The sequence below is a fragment of the Salmonella sp. SAL00670 genome, assembly GCF_046552235.1.
Classification (GTDB): Bacteria; Pseudomonadota; Gammaproteobacteria; order Enterobacterales; family Enterobacteriaceae; genus Salmonella; species Salmonella enterica.
Map to the genome: position 1 here is coordinate 139,477 of NZ_JBGDUO010000006.1, position 16,441 is coordinate 155,917.

13 protein-coding genes and 1 tRNA gene are annotated in these 16,441 nt (G+C 52.1%); 4 read left to right on the plus strand and 10 right to left on the minus strand.

Annotated features, from left to right (window positions below):
- Window positions 1–23: 23 nt before the first annotated feature.
- Window positions 24–956: a 50S ribosomal protein L3 N(5)-glutamine methyltransferase gene (gene prmB / locus ACLJRS_RS18765; RefSeq protein ID WP_001542329.1), complete on the minus strand. Its 933-nt coding sequence runs from the start codon at window positions 954–956 to the stop codon at window positions 24–26.
- Window positions 957–1,121: 165 nt separating this feature from the next.
- Here prmB and smrB point away from each other — a divergent pair, with 165 nt between their 5' ends.
- Window positions 1,122–1,673 (plus strand): endonuclease SmrB, encoded by a 552-nt coding sequence (smrB, locus tag ACLJRS_RS18770; RefSeq protein WP_000730794.1) that lies wholly within the window; start codon window positions 1,122–1,124, stop codon window positions 1,671–1,673.
- A 99-nt stretch (window positions 1,674–1,772) separates the two neighbouring features.
- On the opposite strand, the gene sixA is transcribed toward smrB, so the two are convergent.
- From sixA to ACLJRS_RS18790, 4 genes are all read right to left on the minus strand, one after another.
- Window positions 1,773–2,258, minus strand: coding sequence for a phosphohistidine phosphatase SixA (gene sixA, locus ACLJRS_RS18775; RefSeq protein WP_001195800.1), 486 nt, complete (start codon window positions 2,256–2,258; stop codon window positions 1,773–1,775).
- Between the two features lie 208 nt (window positions 2,259–2,466).
- Window positions 2,467–4,614, minus strand: a complete 2,148-nt coding sequence (fadJ, locus tag ACLJRS_RS18780) for a fatty acid oxidation complex subunit alpha FadJ (protein WP_000214150.1) — start codon at window positions 4,612–4,614, stop codon at window positions 2,467–2,469.
- On the minus strand, window positions 4,614–5,924 hold the full coding sequence (gene fadI / locus ACLJRS_RS18785; RefSeq protein WP_001248130.1) for an acetyl-CoA C-acyltransferase FadI: 1,311 nt from the start codon (window positions 5,922–5,924) through the stop codon (window positions 4,614–4,616). Before fadI ends, fadJ begins: the two co-directional genes overlap by 1 nt.
- Window positions 5,925–6,101: 177 nt before the next feature.
- Window positions 6,102–6,386, minus strand: a complete 285-nt coding sequence (locus ACLJRS_RS18790; RefSeq protein ID WP_000030904.1) for a YfcZ/YiiS family protein — start codon at window positions 6,384–6,386, stop codon at window positions 6,102–6,104.
- A 370-nt stretch (window positions 6,387–6,756) separates the two neighbouring features.
- Here ACLJRS_RS18790 and fadL point away from each other — a divergent pair, with 370 nt between their 5' ends.
- Complete coding sequence (gene fadL, locus ACLJRS_RS18795; protein WP_001518618.1) at window positions 6,757–8,064, plus strand: long-chain fatty acid transporter FadL; 1,308 nt, start codon at window positions 6,757–6,759, stop codon at window positions 8,062–8,064.
- A gap of 60 nt (window positions 8,065–8,124) precedes the next feature.
- Here fadL and mlaA read toward each other — a convergent pair whose 3' ends face one another.
- Window positions 8,125–8,880, minus strand: a complete 756-nt coding sequence (gene mlaA, locus ACLJRS_RS18800) for a phospholipid-binding lipoprotein MlaA (protein WP_000776787.1) — start codon at window positions 8,878–8,880, stop codon at window positions 8,125–8,127.
- A 288-nt stretch (window positions 8,881–9,168) separates the two neighbouring features.
- On the opposite strand from mlaA, the gene ACLJRS_RS18805 reads away from it, so the two are divergent.
- Window positions 9,169–10,110, plus strand: a complete 942-nt coding sequence (locus ACLJRS_RS18805; protein ID WP_000377772.1) for a formate/nitrite transporter family protein — start codon at window positions 9,169–9,171, stop codon at window positions 10,108–10,110.
- Between the two features lie 75 nt (window positions 10,111–10,185).
- Window positions 10,186–10,260: transfer RNA gene (locus ACLJRS_RS18810), tRNA-Arg, on the plus strand.
- A 156-nt stretch (window positions 10,261–10,416) separates the two neighbouring features.
- Here the strand turns inward: ACLJRS_RS18810 and pgtE are convergent.
- The 4 genes from pgtE to pgtC form a co-directional block, all read right to left on the minus strand.
- Window positions 10,417–11,355, minus strand: coding sequence for an omptin family outer membrane protease PgtE (gene pgtE, locus ACLJRS_RS18815; protein WP_000716006.1), 939 nt, complete (start codon window positions 11,353–11,355; stop codon window positions 10,417–10,419).
- 267 nt (window positions 11,356–11,622) lie between these two features.
- Window positions 11,623–12,870 (minus strand): two-component system response regulator PgtA, encoded by a 1,248-nt coding sequence (gene pgtA, locus ACLJRS_RS18820; RefSeq protein WP_000930843.1) that lies wholly within the window; start codon window positions 12,868–12,870, stop codon window positions 11,623–11,625.
- Entirely contained in the window at window positions 12,860–14,866 is a 2,007-nt protein-coding gene (pgtB, locus tag ACLJRS_RS18825; RefSeq protein ID WP_000678495.1) for a two-component system sensor histidine kinase PgtB, read from the minus strand. Before pgtB ends, pgtA begins: the two co-directional genes overlap by 11 nt.
- Window positions 14,863–16,056 (minus strand): phosphoglycerate transport regulator PgtC, encoded by a 1,194-nt coding sequence (gene pgtC, locus ACLJRS_RS18830; protein WP_000467983.1) that lies wholly within the window; start codon window positions 16,054–16,056, stop codon window positions 14,863–14,865. The genes pgtB and pgtC overlap by 4 nt, the downstream gene beginning before the upstream one ends.
- Between the last annotated feature and the right edge of the window lie 385 nt (window positions 16,057–16,441).

Sequence of the window (16,441 nt, forward strand, 5' to 3'; positions counted from 1 at the left end):
ATCGTTGTTGTCGTTTGCGTGTTTTAATCTTTATAAATATTGAAATGTTCACGGGCCGCGAGCAACTGCGCTTTGGTCAACATAAAGACGCCATCGCCGCCGTTGTCAAACTCCAGCCAGGTGAACGGCACATCCGGATACTGCTCCATCAGATGTACCATGCTGTTTCCGACTTCACAAATCAGAACGCCGTCATCGGACAGATAATCCGGGGCATTCCCCAGGATACGACGGGTCAATTTGAGGCCGTCAGTGCCGGACGCCAGCCCCAGCTCAGGTTCGTGGCGATATTCGTTCGGCAGATCGGACATATCCTCTGCATCGACATAAGGCGGGTTAGTGACAATCAGATCGTACTGAACTTTCGGCAGATCGCGGAACAGATCGGAACGGATTGGCGTCACGTGATGGATAAGACCGTGTTCTTCAATGTTATGCTCGGCGACAGCCAGCGCATCCGGCGAAATATCGACCGCATCAACCTCTGCGTCCGGGAAAGCATAAGCACAGGCGATGGCGATGCAGCCGCTACCGGTACACATATCCAGAATATATTTCGGCTGTTGGCTAATAAGGCCGGCGAAGTGGTTATTAATCAGCTCGCCAATCGGCGAACGCGGCACCAGCACGCGCTCATCGACATAAAATTCGTGGCCGCAGAACCAGGCTTTATTGGTCAGGTAGGCGACCGGGATACGCTCGTTAATGCGACGAATCACTCGCTCGACAATGCGGTGTTTTTCGCTGGACGTCAGCCGCGCGGTCCGCATATCTTCCGGAATATCCAGCGGCAGATAAAGAGACGGCAACACCAGTTGCACCGCTTCATCCCACGGGTTATCGGTACCGTGTCCATACCAGATATTCGCCGCGCTAAAGCGGCTTACCGCCCAGCGCAACATGTCCTGAATGGTATGCAGTTCACTTACTGCTTCATCGACGAAAATTTTATCCACGTATTCCTCCAGGGCATGCTCGCATTAAATTCGGCGGCTAGTTTGCCACGAAGACAGGGATAAATCAGCATTGACGCGGCGGGAGAATACGAAAAATCCGTTTTGACCGTTCGGATATCCTCCGGGTCGGGTAAACTAAGGCAAAAGATCAGACGAGACCCACGAATGAAAAAGAAAACATCGCTCAGCGAGGAGGACCAGGCGCTGTTCCGTCAGCTGATGGTCGGCACCCGAAAGATTAAACAGGATACTATCGTCCATCGGCCACTGCGCAAGAAAATCACGGAAGTCCCTACCCGAAGGTTAATTCAGGAACAGGCGGACGCCAGCCACTATTTTTCCGATGAGTTCCAGCCGCTGCTCAATACGGAAGGGCCGGTAAAGTATGTCCGTGAAGATGTCAGCCATTTCGAGCTAAAAAAAATGCGCCGCGGCGACTATTCGCCAGAACTGTTTCTGGATTTACACGGCTTAACGCAGCTTCAGGCCAAGCAGGAACTGGGAGCGCTGATTGCCGCCTGCCGTCGGGAACATATTTTTTGCGCCTGCGTCATGCATGGACACGGTAAACATATTCTGAAACAGCAAACGCCGTTATGGCTGGCGCAGCATCCGCATGTGATGGCCTTTCATCAGGCGCCGAAAGAGTACGGCGGCGACGCCGCGCTGCTGGTGTTGATTGAAGTGGAAGAGTGGCAACCGCCCGAATTACCCTGATGCAGAATTGCCGGATGGCGGCGCAAGCGCCTTATCCAGCCTACGAACAGCCAACGCTGTCGTAGGCCTGATAAGCGAAGCGCCATCAAGCAGCAAAGATTAAATCGCTTTCGCCATTTTCAGATTGCAGGGACTCATTTGCCAGTTGAATGTCCCCTTGCCGCTTTCATCAAGCGTAACGTTGGCAATTGCGGACGTCGTGAACATCGGCGGCGTTTCGCCCGGACAAAGCTCAGATACCAGGTATCCGACCAGAGGTAAGTGAGAAATCACCAGCACCGATCCGATCTCTTCATTGGCCAGCGCCTGGAGGTAGGCGCTGACCAGACCGACATCGCCACAGGGCGTTAGCTCCGGCAGGACATCCACCTGAGCCGGCAGATTCATACAATCGCCGACCACATCTAACGTCTGTTCGGCCCGAAGAAACGGACTCACCAGAACACGTTCGATATCCACTTTTTGACCTTTCAGCCAGTTCGCCATCAGGCGAGACTCGTCACACCCACAAGGGGTCAAGGGACGAACCGAATCACTGGCGGCATCGAGGGCTGCGTCGCCGTGACGCATGATAAAAACTTGCATATTGCACCGCTTTTGTTAACCAGTTTCACCAACACGCTTACCACATGCCCCTATTGGCTGCGGCAAAAATGCGGTGGCCGGCATTGTGCCTTATCCATTCACTGAATGAAACGCTGTTTTTTACCTCAATGGCGTAAGTATAGTCAATCCTTGATTATTATTTCGCCACTAAGGAGGCATTCAGTGCGGATTCATATTCTCTTTGACCTCAATTTCCCTGGTCAGTTTCCCCATTCGTCCAGAAATGCTCCCTGCGCTCCGCCATGCGCACTAATTGTTCACAAGGCGCGTAACGAGGACCGTAAAGTGCGGCCAGGCGCTGTAATGTCGCCACCATTTCACCCGGCCCGAGAGCATCCATATAGCGGAACGGGCCACCGAGAAACGGCGGAAAACCGATACCAAACACGGCGCCGATATCGCCATCGCGCGCGCTGCGAATCACTTTTTCGTCGAAACAGCGCGCCGCTTCGTTAAGCATTAACATGACACAGCGCTCTGCCACCTGCTGCGCAGACAATCGACTCTGCCCTTGCACGCCAATAAGCTTATAAATAGCAGGGTCAACCTGTTTTTTGCTTTTACGCCCTTTTTCGCCATAAAGATAGAAACCGCGACCATTTTTTCTACCTTTGCGATCGTCATTCAAAATTGAAGCGACAACATTTGCAGGCGCGCTAAAACGTTCTCCATACGCCGCCTCAAGCACAGGAATAATTTTAGTGCCCGTGTCGATTCCTACCTCATCCAAAAGTTGGATTGGCCCCACCGGAAAACCAAATTTTACCAGGGCGGCGTCAATATGTTCGACGCGTTCGCCTTCAGTCAGCATCCGAATCGCCTCATTGATATATGGCGCAAGAATTCGGTTAACATAAAACCCGGCTTTATCACTGACGACTATCGGGGTTTTACCCTGTTTTTTCGCCAGCTTAACGGTCGTGGCGATGGTCTGCGCGGAAGTAGACGCATGAGGAATAACCTCAACCAGCGGCATTTTTTCGACCGGGCTAAAAAAGTGCAATCCAATCACCTGTTCCGGTCTGGCCGCATTCGCCGCAATATCGCCAATCGGCAGGGAAGAAGTATTGGAGGCAAAAATGGTGTGAGTAGCGCAATTTTGCTCCACTTCCGCCACCATCTGTTGTTTTAACGGCAGATCTTCAAACACCGCTTCAATGACCAGATCACGATGACTGAAACCACGGTAATCGGTCGAACCTGATATCAACGCCAACTGTTTATCGCGTTCGCTGGCTTTGATATGGCGGCGGCGTACTTTTGTTTCAAGCAGATCCCAGCTGTATTTCAGAGCATGATTGATCCCCTGAGTATTTATATCCTTAATTCGTACTGGCAAACCGCCTTTACAGGCCGTAACCCAGGCGATACCGCCGCCCATTAACCCGCCGCCTAAGATGCCCACGCTGTTCAGCGGGCCGGGCGGCGCATCGCTACCGGGATCTTTTTTCACCTCGGTACTGGCAAAGAAAACAGCGCGCAGCGCCTGCGATTGAGGCGTCATCGCCAGCTCGCCGAAAGCGCGCGCTTCCGCGTCATAGCCGCTACTGCTGCCCTGCGCCAGTCCGGTTTCAATCACATCAATGATCCGCTCCGTCGCCGGATAATTACCCTGCGTTTTTTGCGCTGTCTTTTTACGCACCAGGCGAAATAACAGCGCGCGCCCCAGCGGCCCAGCCAGGATACGTTCACGGACCGATAATGTCCGCTGCGCCAGGCGTTCTTTTTTAGCCAGCTCGACAGCCGCTTCCAGTAAAATAGTTTGCGGCACCACATCATCAACCAGCCCGGCTTTAAGCGCCTGTCTGGCGCGAAGCTGTTTACCTGTCAGGATCATATCCAGCGCGGTACTGACCCCCACCAGCCGTGGAAGTCGCTGCGTTCCGCCCGATCCCGGTAAAAGCCCTAACTGTACCTCCGGCAGTCCAAGAACGGTTTTAACGTCATCGGTACAGATGCGCCGATGGCAGGCCAGCGCCATTTCAAGGCCGCCCCCCAGACAGGCGCCATGAATGGCGGCGATAACCGGAACAGGCAATGCCTGGATCTCCGCCATCAGTTGCTGTCCCTGACGCGCCAGCGTTTCCGCTTCCTGCGCGTTTTGGCAGTGACCTATCATGTTGATATCAGCGCCAGCAATAAAGTTATCTGCTTTGGCTGAGATAAAAACAACGCCCTGCAACGCTTTGTTTTCCCGGATTTGCTTCAGGATGGCGCGTACCTGCGCGGCAAACTCCGCTTTCAGGGTGTTCACCTTTTCTCCAGGGACATCAATAGCGACAACCGCGACATTATCCAGACGCACGTTAAGCATAAAAGCTGATGTGGTAGTCATTATTCCGCCTCCAGAACCATCGCCGCGCCAAGACCGCCAGCCGCGCAGGCCGTGACCAGGCCAAAACCTCCGCCCCGACGCCGTAATTCATGCAACGTTTGGGTTATCATCCGCGCGCCCGTTGCGGCAAAAGGATGCCCGTAGGCGATTGAGCCGCCGAGCACGTTGAATTTAGCGTCATCCACCTCCCCTGTCGCCTGCGCACGACCAAGCACCTCACGGGCAAATCGTTCGCTGCCCAGCAGTTGTAAGTTCGCCAGAGTCTGGGCGGCAAACGCTTCATGCATGTCAAAAAGCGTCAGATCGGCCATCGTCAACCCGGCCCGCTCCAGCGCCAGCGGCGTTGACCAGGCCGGCCCCAATAGCATGTCCTGCCAGACATCAATAGCGGTAAAGGCGTAGCTGCGCAGATAACCAAGCGGGTGCAGCCCCAGCTCTTTAGCGCGGGATTCGGTCATCAGAATAACGGCGGCAGCGCCGTCGGTCAGCGGTGTACTATTGGCGGCGGTCACAGAGCCATGTTTTCGGTCAAAAGCGGGACGCAGTTTGGCGTAGTCCGCCAGCGTGGAGGTGCCGCGAATGTTGTTGTCTTCTGCAAAGGGGTTTTTATACGGCGGCACATAGGTCGTCATCACTTCTTCCGCCAGTTTGCCCTCCGCCCATGCCTGCGCGGCGCGCTGATGTGAACGATGCGCCAGCGCGTCCTGCTGTTCACGCGTAATACCATACGTTTTCGCCATCTGTTCGGCGGTATCGCCCATGCGCAGACCGGTGGAATACTCAGCAACGGCGGGAGGAACGGGCAGCAGGTCGCGTAAGCGCAGACGAGAAAAAAGCGTCAGCCGCTGGCGGGTCGTCCGGGCTTTATTGACATCAACCAGTACCCGCGCCAGGGCTTTACTCACGCCTATTGGCAGTACCGACGACGAATCTGCGCCGCCAGCGATACCCGCGCGTATCGTGCCGGCCATCAGGCTTTCCGCCACATTCGCTACCGCCTGAAAACTGGTGGCGCAGGCGCGGCTTACGCTATAGGCATCGGTATGAACATTCATTCCCGTACCCAGCACAATTTCGCGCGCAATATTGGGGGCTTCCGGCATTTGTACTACCTGACCAAAAACCAGTTGCTCAATGGCATCGGCTGGAATTTCACTGCGCGCCAGCAGCTCGCCTACCACCATCTTGCCGAGATCAACAGCGGGAATACCATGAAATGCAGTGGCCTGACGAGCGAAGGGGGTTCGTAACCCACTGACAATAGCAATGCGATCGCCCTGACGGGTGACCAACGGTAAAGCCTGACGCATAGTACTCCCCTGTAAAAAAATAAATTAGTGGTCTGACCTGATCACAGTCTTAACCAATTTTTTACATTTAGCCAAGCAGAGAGAAAAGAAAGTGGGAGCTAAGGCACAGTGAAGGGAAACGACAAAAAAAGAAAACGCCTCCGCCAGATGATGACGGAGGCGTCGTGAATGAACGGATTAACGCAGGCCGAGCTGGAAGATCAGCGTTTCTGCTTCGCAGGCGAAAACAAAATCAATATCCAGACGAACGCCTTCGGATTCCTCGGTAAAGGTTGGCGTAATTTGGCAAGGTTCAGACTCCACGCTACGCGCTTTTTCGGTTAACGCCGCCAGCGTCTCTTCAGCCTCTGCGCGGGTAGCGAATACGCGGCTGTATGACGCGGTGCAATCGGAGTTGTCCATGATGGTTCCAACGTCCATACAGCAGCAAACCGGGGTTTCATCAGCACTGCATTTACTCATTGTAGATTTCCTCTGTATTTGCACCCAGGGTGCCAGATAAACGATGGGGATATTTTACGCTCCCGGCATTCGCCTCTCCAGTCGTTAATGGTGGGAAACGCGTTAAGTGACCGAAATCACACTTAAAAATGATCTAAAACAAAAATCGCGCGATCGGGTGACCGTTAAGCCCGCCGATTTTGCCAGCCAGATCTCGTTTCTAAGATCACAATTGAAAAAACTTATAAACATACTTGCAACATTCTAGCTGGTCAGACCTATACTCTCGCCACTGGTCTGATTTCTAAGTCGTACCGCAGACCCTACACTTCGCGCTCCTGTTACAGCATGTAACATAGTTTGTATAAAAATAATCAATGAGGTTATGGTCATGAGCCAGAAAACCCTGTTTACAAAGTCTGCTCTCGCAGTCGCAGTGGCAATCATCTCCACCCAGGCCTGGTCTGCAGGCTTTCAGTTAAACGAATTTTCTTCCTCTGGCCTTGGCCGGGCCTATTCGGGTGAAGGCGCAATCGCAGATGATGCGGGTAACGTTAGCCGCAACCCGGCGTTAATTACCATGTTTGACCGCCCGACGTTTTCAGCGGGCGCGGTTTATATTGATCCTGATGTTAATATTAGCGGGACATCGCCATCTCGTCGGACGTTAGATGCGGATAACATCGCGCCGACGGCCTGGGTGCCGAACGTCCATTTTGTCGCCCCGATTAACGACCAGTTTGGCTGGGGGGCTTCTATTACCTCTAACTATGGTCTGGCGACAGAGTTTAACGACACATACGCCGGCGGCTCGGTTGGCGGTACGACCGATCTTGAAACCATGAACCTGAATTTAAGCGGCGCTTATCGCTTAAATGAGGCCTGGAGCTTCGGCCTCGGCTTTGATGCGGTATACGCGCGTGCAAAAATCGAACGTTTTGCGGGCGATTTAGGTCAGTTGGTCGCGGCACAGAATCCGGCGCTGGCGCCGGTCGCGGGTCAGATTCCCAGCGACACCAAGATTGCCCACCTGAACGGTAATCAGTGGGGCTTTGGCTGGAATGCCGGTATCCTTTATGAACTGGATAAAAATAACCGCTACGCGCTGACCTACCGCTCGGAAGTCAAAATTGACTTTAAAGGCAACTACAGTAGCGATCTTCCCATCGCTATAAACCGATTTAACCTGCCTATCCCAACGGCAACCGGCGGCGCGACGCAGTCAGGCTACCTGACGCTGAATCTGCCGGAAATGTGGGAAGTGTCCGGTTATAACCGTGTGGCGCCACAGTGGGCCATCCACTATAGCCTGGCCTATACCAGCTGGAGCCAGTTCCAGGAATTGAAGGCAAAATCGACCGCCGGCGATACGCTCTTTGAGAAGCATGAAGGCTTTAAAGACGCTTATCGCATTGCGTTGGGTACCACCTATTACTACGATGACAACTGGACGTTCCGTACCGGTATCGCCTTCGATGACAGCCCGGTACCAGCGCAAAACCGTTCTATCTCTATTCCGGACCAGGACCGTTTCTGGCTGAGCGCCGGTACGACTTACGCCTTTAACAAAGATGCGTCTGTCGACGTTGGCGTCTCTTATATGCATGGTCAGAGCGTGAAAATTAATGAAGGCCCTTATCAGTTTGAATCTGAAGGGAAAGCCTGGCTGTTCGGTACTAACTTTAACTACGCGTTCTAATCTCTTTCTGAAACGGATCAAAAAGGTGAGCATTGCGCTCACCTTTTTATTTACTGCCGTTTATTCCGAGTCGATCTCTTTGAGTTCGTCCTGAATCGCCTGCGCGTTCGGGTTTTCCTGCGGCTTGAGTTTTCCGCCATTGGCGATAAAGTCATGACGCTGGAAGTACGCCTCGCGCACCATAATATAAGGATCGGAAGACTGGCGCAGCAAACCATCGGAGTCCAGCAACTGCGCGCGGGTTTCTATCCCTTCGATAGTCCATTTTCCTATGGACATTGGCCAGGTCAACCACGAGAGCACCGGATACAAGGTATCCGCCATATCCCCGCCATCTTCACGCAGCGTGAAGCTGCCGTAGAACGGAAGTTGCATATAAGGCCCATACCCCACGCCATAATGGCCCAGCGTACTGCCAAAGCGATGCGGTTCAACGCGCTGCAGCTTAGGATTCGCCATTCCCGCGACGTCAATAAAGCCGCCCATCCCTAATAAGGTGTTCAGGAAGAAACGGGTGAAATGCACCATACCCTGATAAGGATCGCCCTGCAGGAAATAGTTCACCATGATCGCCGGTTCTTCGAGGTTGCCGGTGAAATTACTTAAACCGTTACGCGCAGGCTGTGGAACATAATCACGCCAGGCGACCGCGACCGGCCGAACAACATACGGGTCCAGCACATTAAAGTTGAAGTTGTACATGGTGCGGTTAAACCCTTCAAATGGGTCTGAACGCCCCTGCTGTTCTGTACCGGAACTCGCACACCCGACCAGCAGTGTGGTTCCCAGCGCCAGCGCCGACAGGCGAAGCTTCATAGATGTCTCCCTGTGAATTATGGCTATCGCTGATTGCCATCCATGACGGAACGCTACCGTATCCGCCTGTTTAGGTGTGAGCGATTTTAACAGCACGTCAAACGATGTCTATATGCGCGATCTCATTGCTCTGAGCATAGCCTGGTAACGCAACAACGTGACGGCCCTATTCTAACGAAACAGATAAAAACGAGCGTGATTATTTTTATTTTTTCGGAGAATGCCCCGGCCTGGGTAAATGAAAAACCGCTACGCTTTATTAATATGTGTTAATCAGCAAGGATCATCATGGATAGCCTTAACGACGATAAAATTAACCGGCACAGCAGTGACCTGGAAGTTGAAAGCGAAGAAAAACAAAGCGGTAAAGAGATTGAAGTAGATGAAGATCGTCTTCCTTCCCGCGCCATGGCGATTCATGAACATATTCGCCAGGATGGTGAAAAAGAGATGGAACGCGATGCGATGGCTTTGCTCTGGTCAGCCATTGCCGCAGGACTTTCTATGGGGGCATCACTCCTGGCGAAAGGGATTTTCCACGTGCAGCTTGAAGGCGTTCCCGGCGGCTTTTTACTGGAAAATCTCGGCTATACCTTTGGTTTTATCATTGTCATCATGGCCCGCCAGCAATTATTTACTGAAAATACCGTTACCGCCGTATTGCCGGTAATGCAAAATCCCACTCTGAGTAACGTTGGCCTGCTGATGCGCTTGTGGGGCGTAGTCTTATTGGGCAACCTTATTGGCACCGGGGTTGCGGCGTGGGCATTTGAATATATGCCTATATTTGATGAAGAGACCCGCGACGCCTTTGTCAAAATTGGTATGGAGGTCATGAAAAATAGCCCAACGGAGATGTTTGCCAACGCGATTATCTCTGGCTGGATCATCGCCACAATGGTATGGATGTTTCCTGCAGCAGGCGGGGCAAAGATTGTGGTCATTATTTTGATGACCTGGCTTATCGCGCTGGGCGATACCACCCATATTGTCGTCGGTTCCGTTGAAATTTTGTATTTGGTTTTCAACGGCACGCTGCCCTGGAGCGACTTTCTCTGGCCCTTCGCCCTTCCCACACTTGCCGGAAATATCTGCGGCGGCACTTTTATTTTCGCATTGATGAGCCACGCGCAGATCCGCAACGATATGAGCAATAAGCGTAAGGAAGAAGCGAGGCTACGCGGCGAGCGCCTGGAACGGGAGCGGAAAAAAGCGGAAAAACAGCGCTGAGTGGCGACGGTTTAACCAGTCAGGCGGCGCTACACTTACTCCGGCGAATAAAAAACGCTATACTGGCGCCGCGTTGTCCCCTTAGTTAAATGGATATAACGAGCCCCTCCTAAGGGCTAGTTGCAGGTTCGATTCCTGCAGGGGACACCATTGATACCCAGGACATTCTCTTCTTGCTGCATAACCTTTCGAGCGGTTCCCCTTTCATGTTGCTTTTATTGCCCCTATGCAATATCACCGGACATGCCATACGTTCAGCAAAAAGTCGTCATCGGCCGGTTATGACCGATGACATCCCGATGTGGTCTAGAAGCGGTACTGCAACCCCGCGGTAACCGTATAGTTATTATTAGCTATACCTGCGGCATCGCCACCAAAATACGCCGTATCACCACTGGTTTTATCTATGATTTGCGTACCGCCCTTACCTTCTTCATATTTACTGTAAGCGAACTCAGCAAAGATTTTTGCATTACTGGTAATATAATATCCGGCGTCAATAGAAGCGCCATAATATCGTGAATTTTCCGTTTTTTCACGGAAGGTAAGTTTGCGCATGTAGTGTTCGTCATTATCATGCGCATTTACCCAGTCGCTGTATTTAAACAGTACATTACACTCAAAGTCATTAATACGATAATCACCCGCCAGCCCGATATAGGGCATTTCGAAACGCTGGCTATAACCTATGCCGCGCACGCCATGAGGAAAGTTACCAATATACCGACCATTATCATAAATATAAGACCCGCCTCTTGCCGTCCAGCTAAAACGGGTTTCCTGATAGCCCGCTGTCACGCCCGCCTTGTAGTTATCGCCCTGCAATAACCAACCTTTCACATTCAAATCGTATTCATTAGCATAGTTGGCGCTGGTGTCCGGATGAATTGAACGATCGGTCCAGCCAGGCTGCTCACTGCTCATCCAGTCATGGTCAACCATATGACCCGATCCCGACGCCAAAGACGTCCAGCCGCGGGCGTCCAGCGTCATGAACGAATAGGGTTCCCATGATAAATCCCCCTGCAACGTGGCGACATTTTTTATTTTCCAGTCCAGTTGACTCAGCTTCCGCCCGGTGTCGGTATCATAAACCAGCTCCCTGGATTTACCATTTAACACACCCACGGAAAGGGATGTCGTGACGCTATCAGGAGAGACGTCCGGAATAAATAAGGCAGACTCCGCATAAACCGACTCAGAAAATACGGCGATCATCATTACTGCAATAGCATGTTTTTTCATTTCTCTTGTCCTCATATTCAGATGTAATCTGGAGAGGTGATGAAGTTTTCATCTTGTCAAATCGTCGGACAAGAGTACATTTATTACGCCAGAGAACTTGACGCATTTTTATCTTATATTGAAGTTAAGAAATAGAATTTGATGCTCAGGTGAATAATAAGCAATCTATAATCATGATGGAATGATTTACCATTACGGTGATGCGACGTTATCTGGCTAACGACATCGTTGCTGATGTTGTCAGCCAGATTGAAAGTAACTGTAATATCAGAATTTATAATGCTCTTTACTTAGACCATATTTTTTCATGCGCAGATAAAGTTTTTTACGGGGAATTTGCAGGTACTCCGCCACTTCATTAATTCGTCCCTGATGAATATTTAATGCTTCGGTAATAATTTGTCGCTCATACTCTTCAACGCGCCGGTCAAGCGGGGTCGGCTCCTGCAGAAGCAACTGCGGGTTGACCGTTTCCGCCAGCGGCAGCACGCCAACAGCAAAAAGCTCTGCCGCATTAGCCAATTCGCGCACATTGCTTGGCCAGGCGCGTCGCATTATTCCTTTCAGTAATTCCCCCGCTATTTCCGGCACTGGATGATTGAGCCGCAGGCAGGCTTTTCGAAGATAATGGCGAAATAACGGTTCGATATCATCCGGTCGCTGAGAAAGAGACTGGCAGGCGATTTGGGTCATGGCGAAACAGTAGTAAAGCTCGGCCGCAATCTGGTTAGCTGCCGCCTGCTCCACCAGCGAAGCGCTACCAACGCCCACCAAACGAAAAGGCCGATGCTCCAGGCTTTGTAAACGCGCCAGATGGTGCTGCTGTTCGCGTGTCAGATATTCGGGATGACTCAACACCAGCGTACCTCCTTGCGCCTGGTCGATGAATGTCTCCAACTGCCCGGCATTCTCCGGCGTGAGTTCATAGCGTACAAACGGCCCTTTCGCGTTACGCCCCAGTTGATGGAGATAACGGGCGCCAGTCATACGTCCTGTGCCATGCTCACCGTAAAACCATACGGCAATGTCCGTTTCCGCCAGTTGTTGTAACCGTTGTCGAAACTGATTCATCCACTCGCTGCGCCCAATCAGTTCAACCTGTAACGTCTGCTGGCAATATTGCCGCCGTGCAATGACCGACCGGCGCTGGCGTAGCGCGTCTTCAATTAATATCAACAGTTTGCCCGGATCGACGGGTTTTTGCAGAAAATCCCAGGCGCCCTTTTTCACCGCATCAACCGCCATCGGTACATCGCCATGTCCGGTAATCAATAAGATTGGCAGTTGATCGTCATCCTGATGAAACAGCGTCATAAGATCGATACCGGAACACCCCGGCATACACACATCGCTCAAAACGATCCCCTCCCAATCCGCTTTTACCCACTCTTTGGCCTCGAAAGGATGGGTAAAGCCACGCACGCGGTAGCCTGCCTGCTCAAGCATTTGGGTATAGGCGTCAAGTACATCAACGTCATCATCAATCAGCAAAATAGAACATTCATCATTCAACATCATCGACATCCGTTACCGAGAATTGCAGCACCACGCAAGCGTTACGCGTCAGCGTCGACGCCAGACGCAGGTCGCCCTTCATTTGTGCCATCAGCGACACGCTAATCGACAGCCCAATACCCAACCCGACAGCTTTACTGGTGGTAAACGGCTTGAGTAAAGAGGGCAACAGCGCCACAGGCCAGCCAGGGCCGTTATCTGCAATATAAACCTCCAGCACCTCTCCCTGCGTCTGCCACGTCACCGCGATCGCCGCATCATGCGAACAGGCGTCAAGCGCATTCGCCAGCACATTCACCAGAACCTGCTGAATACGCACTTCATCGCCGCTAACCCATACGGTGTCGGTTGGCAGTGAAAGCGCTCCCTGCCGGGATTGGTGGCGCATGGCCAATAACTCCCATGCCGCCACGAAGGTTTGGCGCAGATCAACGGGATACAATGGCGTTTCCAGCTCCGCCCGGCGGGTAAACTGCCGCAGCGAACGGATAATGGCGTCAATCCGGTTAATGAGCCCTTCCGCTTTGGTGAGCGTATTTCTCGCCTGTCCGCTCTGACCTTGTTCAATCGCGCGTCCCGCCGTAAATAAATACATTGAAAGCGCATTCAGCGGCTGGTTAATTTCATGCGCCAGCGTGGTCATGGTCTGGCCGACTACCGCCAGTTTCGCCGTCTGAATCAACTCATCCTGCATGGCGCGCAGGTCGGCTTCTATCTCTTTGCGCTCGGCGACCTCTTGTTCAAGCTGCCTGCGTTGCATATTGAGCTGGCCCAGCGTATGACGTAGCAAACGGGCTATCCGTCCTAGCTCATCGCGCCCGTAAACCGGGATAGTCGAGTCGGTTCTCCCCAGCCCTATCTGTACCACAGCCTGATTAAGCGCGGTAAAACGCTTTACCAGCCGGGAACGGATAAAATAGTGGTTGAGTCCCCAGGCCAGCAACAACGCCAGGAGCGTCGCCACTAAAATAAGCCCGCCGCTAACGCGAACAATCTGTTCCAGGCGTTGATTGAACGTCTGCATTTGCTGGTGACTACTACCTAACTGCGCCTCAAGCAGCGTGCGAAAGCGCCCTAGCGTAGCCTCTCTGGCGCGGCTGGCGTCCAGTAAGGCTTTTTGCGCCGCAACATAATCGCGCATGGTATCGGGCATCTTATTTTTTACCATCCCGATTTCCAATAGTTCGTCGATGGTTTGCCGCAGCGTGATCGTACTGGGCCAGTCATCGAGCGCACGAATATTCTCATCCGCCGTTTTTTTTAGGTTTTCCAGATAGCGAATATGGGTCTCCACCAGCATCCCGTCATTATTGCCGGACTTGAGCTCATTCAATCTGTCGCGCAGGTCGTCAACAATTTGATTTTCAATTCGCGCCAGGGTATATACCTGCTGCTGCTCGTTCTGCACCTCGCGCGAACGTTGCAAATACTGCGCTGCATCGCCCTGATTCGCCTCAATTTGATCGAGCAGCGTCCCCTGCTGCCAGGTAAAATCCTGTACCAGCGAATTTAGCTCCGTGGTGAAATCATCATGGAGCCAGTCAATGCGAGCGGAAAGCTCGCTGACTTTCTCCCGCACCAAAAACATGTTGTAGAGGGCGTTGTCCAGTTCCGCCAGCAAGGTCCGGCTATCCTGTAAAATGACGGCCAGTTGCCGGCGCTCAGCAAGCTGAAGCCCCTGGCTGAGACGCTCAATCTTATCCAGATGCTGAATAATCTGCGTACGTAACTGCAAACGTACCGTCGTGTTCGGCGCCAACAAAAATTCATTGAGTTGATCCACGGCCAGATTCAGGTTCCCCTCAATTAAAAAAGCGGAGTGAATGCGAGGAAAATATTCATCAAGCGAATAGCGAACCTGCGAACTTTGCTCATGCCAGGAATAAAGGCTGACCATACTGACAATCAGCGTCAGTAATGCGCCCGTTAAAAATGCGCCCCGTAAACTGTTGCTGATACTGAGCTGACGAAGCCGTTGCAATAATCTCCCCTTCATTTCAGCTCTTCCAGTTTGTGAATCGCCAGCCGCTGATTGTTCAGAAACCAGATCTGCCACTCCATCATTTTTTGTTCGGCAAAGCTTTTATTATCAAACTGCGCCAGCCAGGTTTCATCCTCGCTGCTTGCCGCATCCACCGGGACGCTGGTCAATAAAGCTCTGATTTCAGGTAAGGGGCGTTTAAGCCGCGTTTCTGCGCTGTGCAACGCTCGCCATGCATCTTTAAGCTGCGCAAGTCGAAAACTGATCGCGGTATCAAACATGCGCTGTACCAGTTGCTGGCGCTTCAGGATCAGGCGATAGTTCAACGGCGGCTGGGCCATCAAACGCTGTTGTTGCGCGGCGCGAGGATTATCGGCGCTAAGCGGTGCGACGGGATACTTACCGGTATTCGCGTCAGCCAGTATCCTTTGCCCTTTCGGACTTAATAAGTAATGAATAAAAGCACGCGCTTCGTCTGCATGACGGCTGTTTTTCAACACCGCGACGTAAGTGGGCGACACCGCAGAATATGGGAAATAGGTAAAAGCAAGATTAGGATCGTTAAGTAGCAAATTAGCATAGTTATCAATGACCGGCCCGGCAACGCCAAGCCCGCTTTTAATTTTATCCGCTACGCCGAAACTGCGAGAGGAAATCGTGACCAGATTACCCGAGATTGCCAGCAGCGTCGCCCACCCTGCCGTCCAGCCTTTTTGCTGCAACAGCGACTCCACCATCAAATGATTGGTGTCTGAGCGTGACGGACTGCTCATTAATAGAGCGCCCTGGTAACTGGGCAGGCCCATATCCTGCCAGTCGGCAGGCGGCGGAAGATGGCGCGCAGCGAGCGCTGAACGATTGATCAATAGCCCAAATCCGGATACCGCTACCGCCACTGAAGTTGAGCGGATAGAACGCGGCACCAGCTTCTGGCTGGCGGCAGGCGCGCTATCCAATAGCGCCAGCTTTTGGTGTTCCTGAAGGTGTTGCAACAGCATGGGGGATGACGTCAGGATCAGATCGACATTTTCCGCATTCGCCGTATCAAGTAATTGCTCTAAAGAACCGCTGGTACGGTTGAGCGTACGAATCATGACGGAACCCGGCTCCGTCTGCCAGCGCTGGATAATCCAGGCGGTCGCGCTGGGTGAAAAGGTCGTTGCCATCACCAGCTCGCGGCTGTACGCCTGGCAAGAACCGAACATTGCCGCCAGCCATAGCGTAAAAGCGCCCACTCTGGCGAAACGACTACAGCATGAGAAAAGTCGATTTGTGATCCCGTTCATAAATATCGATATCACATAAAGAAAATATTGAGACAAAACTTACCCTTTTATTTCTGTTGGCATCCAGAACAACGTTATTTGAATAATAACGGGTCCGTCGCCCGAAAACATCAATAAAGCGTATCAGATCACTGGCAGCAAATTTGTTAATATCCGCACATGCTAACGATAAAACGGCCATGGCAATAATTAAAGTTTCACCACACCCTTCAGGATGGGTCAAAAATAACCTTTAAATTCACCCAATTGAGTCAATTTTGACACATTTCTTCGACTTGAATTTTATTGTCACTCCTTTCACTCT

Excerpts from the sequence above, each read along its gene's own strand:
- smrB (WP_000730794.1), top strand. The coding sequence starts at position 1,122 with ATGAAAAAGAAAACATCGCTCAGCGAGGAGGACCAGGCGCTGTTCCGT.
- sixA (WP_001195800.1), bottom strand. The coding sequence starts at position 2,258 with ATGCAAGTTTTTATCATGCGTCACGGCGACGCAGCCCTCGATGCCGCC.
- fadJ (WP_000214150.1), bottom strand. The coding sequence starts at position 4,614 with ATGACTACCACATCAGCTTTTATGCTTAACGTGCGTCTGGATAATGTC.
- fadI (WP_001248130.1), bottom strand. The coding sequence starts at position 5,924 with ATGCGTCAGGCTTTACCGTTGGTCACCCGTCAGGGCGATCGCATTGCT.
- ACLJRS_RS18790 (WP_000030904.1), bottom strand. The coding sequence starts at position 6,386 with ATGAGTAAATGCAGTGCTGATGAAACCCCGGTTTGCTGCTGTATGGAC.
- fadL (WP_001518618.1), top strand. The coding sequence starts at position 6,757 with ATGAGCCAGAAAACCCTGTTTACAAAGTCTGCTCTCGCAGTCGCAGTG.
- mlaA (WP_000776787.1), bottom strand. The coding sequence starts at position 8,880 with ATGAAGCTTCGCCTGTCGGCGCTGGCGCTGGGAACCACACTGCTGGTC.
- ACLJRS_RS18805 (WP_000377772.1), top strand. The coding sequence starts at position 9,169 with ATGGATAGCCTTAACGACGATAAAATTAACCGGCACAGCAGTGACCTG.
- pgtE (WP_000716006.1), bottom strand. The coding sequence starts at position 11,355 with ATGAAAAAACATGCTATTGCAGTAATGATGATCGCCGTATTTTCTGAG.
- pgtA (WP_000930843.1), bottom strand. The coding sequence starts at position 12,870 with ATGTTGAATGATGAATGTTCTATTTTGCTGATTGATGATGACGTTGAT.
- pgtB (WP_000678495.1), bottom strand. The coding sequence starts at position 14,866 with ATGAAGGGGAGATTATTGCAACGGCTTCGTCAGCTCAGTATCAGCAAC.
- pgtC (WP_000467983.1), bottom strand. The coding sequence starts at position 16,056 with ATGTTCGGTTCTTGCCAGGCGTACAGCCGCGAGCTGGTGATGGCAACG.